This window comes from Sphingobium sp. (genome assembly GCF_035511395.1).
Taxonomy (GTDB): domain Bacteria; phylum Pseudomonadota; class Alphaproteobacteria; order Sphingomonadales; family Sphingomonadaceae; genus Sphingobium.
Window position 1 is genome coordinate 1 of the sequence record NZ_DATKFP010000321.1, and the last position, 5,918, is coordinate 5,918.

The window sequence follows — 5,918 nt, forward strand, 5'->3', positions numbered from 1 at the left end:
AGCGCCTGATGACGCTCAATAATGCCATGTCCAACACTCCATGGTCCCCCGCTCGCCAAAGCCAGGGACGTGTTCAAACATGGGTCACTTCTCAGTGGAAATTACTGGCCTCCCCGGGTCACTTCTCAACGGCAATCAACACCTACTGCCTTCCTGTGAGTTCGTGGATCGAGGTCAGGAGCGCCGTGCCGTAGCATTCGCCCAAGCCGGCCTGGCGCGCGAGATTCACAAACTGCTTCTCGGCGAAGATTACGTCCGCAAATGGCAGCACGGTGATAAAGGACATCATGTCTCGCAGATCGTTCTCTGAGATCGCCCTTCTCTGGTCTTCTAGCCGAACAACGAGTTCTCGCTCGGCTGCCAGCATAGGCACGTCGACCGAGGTGCTGCGCACGAGCGACGACCCGATGTCAGCGACGGTGCTCCAGTCGAGACCAAGCCCGCGTGCGGTGGGCAGGATTGAAGCCGGCGTGCCAGCAGTGGAAGGAGAACGGTATTAGCTAAGATAAATCGGTTGCGTCGGACCAATGCATTTTCGTGGCGTTCAAAAATCCTATCTGGCGCGTTAAATCCCATAATCAAAGATGGACGCGTGACGACTCGTCGGACCAAAACCGGAGGCCGGGAGTTATAGGTTGCGCCTCTGTAACGATCGTGGAGATTTGCGTGACGGCCGATGAGCAACTGACTGCGATGGCTTCTACCGGGATTGCCGGGCTCGATGAAATCCTCAACGGCGGCCTTACGCCCGAACGTATGTATCTGGTCGAAGGGACGCCGGGTACCGGCAAGACTACACTTGGCCTCGGCTTCCTGCTGGCGGGTGTCGCCGTCGGCGACGTCGGTCTCTACATCACGCTCGCCGAAACCGAGGTCGAATTGCGCGCGGTCGGCAGATCGCATGGCTGGTCGCTCGATAAGCTGCAGCTTTTCGAAATGGTCCCGGCCGACGGGTTCACCGAAGATCACGAGCAGACACTGCTCCATCCAAGCGAAGTCGAACTCGGCGAAACGGTCCGCAACATCATGGCCAAGGTCGATGAGCTAAGGCCCTCGCGTGTCGTGCTCGACAGCCTCTCGGAGCTGCGGTTACTTTCGCAAAGCCCGATCCGTTATCGCCGCCAGATCCTCGCGCTCAAGCATTTCTTCTCTACCCGGGCTTGCACCGTACTGGTGCTGGACGACAAAGGCGCGAGTGGGAGTGATCTGCAGCTTCACAGTATTGCGCATGGGGTAATCTCGCTCGATCAGGCACTGGCGGGGTTTGGCGGGCAGCGACGGCGAATGCATGTCGTCAAGATGCGCGGCGTGCGGTTCCGGGGCGGCTATCATGATTTCGAGATCATGCGGGGCGGCCTGTGCGTCTACCCGCGTCTGGTCGCCGGAGATCATGACACCATCGACGGCGGCACGGCGATGACGACCGGCTCGGACGAACTCGACACTTTGCTTGGCGGTGGTCTGGTTCCGGGGACCGCGACCTTGCTGACCGGACCAGCCGGGGTCGGCAAGACGACCGCGTCGGTGCAATGCATGGTCGCTGCGCTCGAGCGTGGTGAGCGCGCTGTCTATTTCCTGTTCGACGAACGCGTACCAACGCTGATGACGCGTAGCGCTGCACTCGGCATGGACCTCAAGCCTTTCCTCGACAACGGTCTGCTGACGCTACGGGCGATCGATCCCGCCGAAATGTCGCCAGGCGAATTCGCGGGCTCGGTCCGGTCTGCTGTCGAAAACGATGGCGCCAGCATCGTCGTGATCGACAGCCTCAACGCTTATCTCCAGTCGATGCCGAACGAGCAGTTCCTCGTCCTGCAGATGCATGAGATGCTGAGCTATCTTGGCCAGAAGGGCGTCGTCAGCCTGCTCATTCTTGGCCTGCACGGCATCACCGGCGACATCCGGTCAGATGTCGATCTGAGCTATCTTTCCGATACCGTCGTCCAGCTGCGCTATTTCGAGGCGCATGGCGAGGTCCGCCAGGCAATTTCCGTCATCAAAACGCGGACCGCGCGGCACGAACGAACGATCCGCGAGTTTCAGATCGGCGGCAGCGGGTTGCAGCTCGGCGAACCGCTCAGGCAATTTCAGGGTGTGCTGACAGGCGTGCCAACCTTTTCGGGCGAGGCGAAGACTTTGATGGCGAGCCAGACGGATCCGGATACGACTCGCGGATAAAATGAACGATCTTGTCCTGATCTTTGCGCCGCGCGGCCGCGATGCCGCAATCGCCGCCGGTTTGCTCGGCCGTCACGCCATCGCAGCGCTAATCTGCACGGATGCGCGCGACCTCACTAAGCGCCTGGATGAAGGCGCCGGTGCGGTCCTTCTCACCGAAGAAGCACTTGTCGGGCCAAACGCCTCGGAGATCGCTGGCTGGGTGGCCGGGCAGGAAAGCTGGTCGGACATTCCATTCGTCGTTCTTGCCAACGGGTCGCGCACGCCGCGTACGGTCGCCGCGACGGAGCGGCTTGCCGAGCTGGGCAATGTGGTTCTACTCGAGCGTCCGCTTCACGCCGAAGCGATGCTCGGCGCGATCCGATCGTCGCTCAAAGCGCGCGCGCGGCAGTTCGAAGTGCGCGACACCGCACGCCTGAGCGCGGCGCAGAATCGCATTCTCGCGCTTGCCGTCGAGGCCGCGCCGCTCACCATCACGCTGGACGCCATCGTGCGCGAGGTCGAAGCCCTGTCGACTTCGGGTATGATCGGGTCGATCCTGCTACTAAGTGAAGACGGCCGACAAATGCGTCAGGGTGCCGGGCCCAGCCTGCCAGCCGCTTACAACGACGCGATCGACGGTATCGAGGTTGGGCCGGCGGTCGGTTCCTGCGGCACGGCGGTGTATCGCAGAGAACCGGTGTTCGTTGCCGACATTAGTACCGATCCGCTTTGGGTCGACTTTCGCGATCTGGCGCTGGCGCATGACCTGCGTGCCTGCTGGTCGCTTCCTATCACTTCGGTCGAAGGTGAGATTCTTGGCACATTCGCCATGTACCACTGCGAGCCGCGCGAGCCCGTCGCGACAGACCTCGCCATCGTCGACTTCGTGGTGCGAACCGCCGGCATCGTCATCGCACGTGCACGGGCCGAGGATAATCTTCGCGCGAGCGAGGCCCGCTATCGCCAGATCGTCGAAGGGGCCGAGGATTTCGCCATCGTGTCGCTCGATCCCGCCGGCACGATCACTGGATGGAGTAGCGGCGCCACACGTCTGCTGGGCTATTCGGCAAGCGAGGCGCTCGGCCAGACTGGTGGCCTGTTCTTCACGCCTGAGGATCGGGCCGCGAATGTGCCGGCGCGGGAGATGGCGCGGGCGACCGCCGAGGGCCGCGCGATCAACGAACGCTGGCATGTGTGCAAGGACGGTCACCGCTTCTGGGGCTCGGGCCTCACCATGCCAATCGCCGAACAGGACGGCGGCTACGTCACCATTTTCCGTGACCGGACCGCCGAGCATGAAGCGGAGGCGGCGCTGCGGGAAAGCGAGGCCCGGCTACGCTTCTTTGGAGCGTTGGAAGAGCGACTGTTCGGCGCTGCCACCGCTGACGATGCGATGCTTTCGGCCGCGGAGATGCTGGGCCGACAGATCGATGCCTCCCGCTGTGCCTATGCGAATGTCGACGCCGACAATGACCGGTTCTGGATCCGCAACGACTATACAGCGCCAAGCATCGCGACTTCTGCCGGGACCTATAGCCTCAATCTCTTCGGGCCGCGCGCTGCAGCCGAACTGCGGCAGGGGCAAACCCTGATCGTTCGCGAAGTGGCGGGTGAGCTCGGACCCAATGAAGGGCGCGCAATGTTCCAGTCGATCGGCATCGAGGCGATCGTCTGTTGCCCGCTTGTAAAACAAGGGCAGCTCGCCGCGATGATGGCGGTGCATCAGGATGTACCCCGCGACTGGAGTGCGAGCGAGATCACCCTGATTCGCGAGGTTGTCGAGCGCTGCTGGGCGCATGTGGAGCGTGTCGGTGCCGAGGCGCGGCTGCGTGAGAGCGAGGAGCGGCTGCGCCTTGCCGTCGAAAACGCCGAGATTGGCTTTTGGGATGTTGATGTCATCAACGATCGGCTAATCTGGCCAGCCCAAACCAAGGCCATGTTCGGGATCTCGGCCGACGTGCCGGTTACCATGGCGGACTTCTACGTTGGCCTGCATCCCGATGACCGTGAAGCAACTAGCGCAGCTTATCTGGCCGCAGCCGACCCCACGCAGCGCGCGCTTTACGATGTCGATTATCGCACCATCGGCAAGGAAGACGGCGTTCTGCGCTGGGTTGCTGCAAAAGGGCGAGGCGTGTTCGATGTCTCGGGACGCTGTCTGCGTGTCGCTGGCACCGCGCTCGATATCACCGCGCGCAAGCAAGCCGAGGAGGCGCTGCGCGATCTCAATGCAACGCTTGAAACGCGGGTGGCAGAGGCAATCGCGGAGCGCGAGGCAGCGCATGAGGCACTTCGCCAAAGTCAGAAAATGGAGGCGATGGGCCAGCTCACCGGTGGCGTTGCGCACGACTTCAACAATCTACTTACCCCGATCGTTGGTTCGTTGGACATGCTCCAGCGTAAGGGGGTTGGAACGGAGCGTGAGCAGCGGCTAATCGCGGGCGCGGCGCAGTCCGCCGAACGTGCTCGAGTGTTGGTGCAGCGTCTGCTCGCGTTCGCGCGGCGCCAGCCATTGCAATCGGTCGCCGTCGATATTGCCCAGCTGGTCGCCGGGATGGGCGATCTCGTCGAAAGCACCACCGGGCCTCAGATCAAAGTCGTAGTCGATGCCGCCAGCGACCTGCCATCGGCCAAGGCTGATCCCAACCAGCTCGAAATGGCGCTGCTGAACCTCTCGGTGAACGCGCGCGACGCCATGCCTGATGGCGGAACGCTACGCATTTCGGCGACAGCTAAGCCAGTAGGCGCGAACCACCGCTCCGGCCTTCCCCCGGGTGAATATGTTCGAATCTCTGTTGCCGACACAGGGTCAGGCATGGATGAGGTGACGCTCGCCCGCGCGATCGAGCCGTTCTTCTCGACCAAGGGGATCGGCAAGGGCACTGGCCTTGGCTTATCGATGGTGCATGGCCTGGCCTCACAGCTAGGCGGCGGTCTAACCATCCAAAGCCGACCGGGCATGGGTACCAACATCGAACTCTGGCTCCCCGTCAGCACAACACGTGTCGAGGAGGCACCGGATCATCAGCGTGCAGCAGCCACCGCCGCGCATCAAGGCGTAGCACTACTTGTCGATGATGAGGAACTGGTTCGCATGAGCACGGCCGATATGCTCATAGAGCTCGGCTACGCCATAATTGAAGCCAGTTCAGCGGAGGAGGCGCTACGGCTGCTGGATAGCGGCACCCCCGTTGACATTGTCGTGACCGACCATCTCATGCCCGGCATGACGGGTACCGATCTCGCCCTACGCGTCCAGTTGGCGCGGCCGCAACTGCCGATCCTGCTCGTATCAGGATATGCCGAGCTCGAAGGCATCGATGCCAAACTCCCGCGGCTGACCAAACCATTTCGAAAGGATGAGCTTGCAGCGACGCTCACTTCGCTACTCCATTAGATGTCCGGTCAAACGGCAATAAAGAGTGTCGCCGACGGGCTGGTTTGCATGAGCCAAATGACGGATTTTGGCACGATACGGTATCACTAAAAAGTCGGGAGTTGCTCGAGAGCCGTTGGAATAGCGGACCGTCCGGACCTGGCGATCGAAAATCGGCTCCTGAATGGCGATAAAGGGTCGGCGGCGGAAGTGGCAATCGTGCATTTAATCCAGTCTGTACAAAGCCCGCGCGCGGAAGCTGACCGTAAGCGCTAAAACACCCCCACTCGGCGGCATTTAGGCAGCCTGATCGATAATGGCGCTGGCGGCGGCGCGGCTATCGACCCAGTTGTAGGGGAGCAGATCATCGATCGGATCTGCG

The 5,918-nt window shown here is 61.8% G+C and carries 3 protein-coding genes; 2 read left to right on the forward strand and 1 reads right to left on the reverse strand.

Translation table 11 applies throughout. The features are described 5' to 3' along the window. Positions 1-142: 142 nt before the first annotated feature. Complete coding sequence (locus tag VMR39_RS22385; RefSeq protein ID WP_325419251.1) at positions 143-394, reverse strand: hypothetical protein; 252 nt, start codon at positions 392-394, stop codon at positions 143-145. Positions 395-693: 299 nt separating this feature from the next. On the opposite strand from VMR39_RS22385, the gene VMR39_RS22390 reads away from it, so the two are divergent. Continuing rightward, positions 694-2,178: an ATPase domain-containing protein gene (locus VMR39_RS22390; RefSeq protein WP_325419255.1), complete on the forward strand. Its 1,485-nt coding sequence runs from the start codon at positions 694-696 to the stop codon at positions 2,176-2,178. A gap of 1 nt (position 2,179) precedes the next feature. Continuing rightward, complete coding sequence (locus VMR39_RS22395; protein WP_325419253.1) at positions 2,180-5,557, forward strand: PAS domain S-box protein; 3,378 nt, start codon at positions 2,180-2,182, stop codon at positions 5,555-5,557. Positions 5,558-5,918 lie beyond the last annotated feature (361 nt).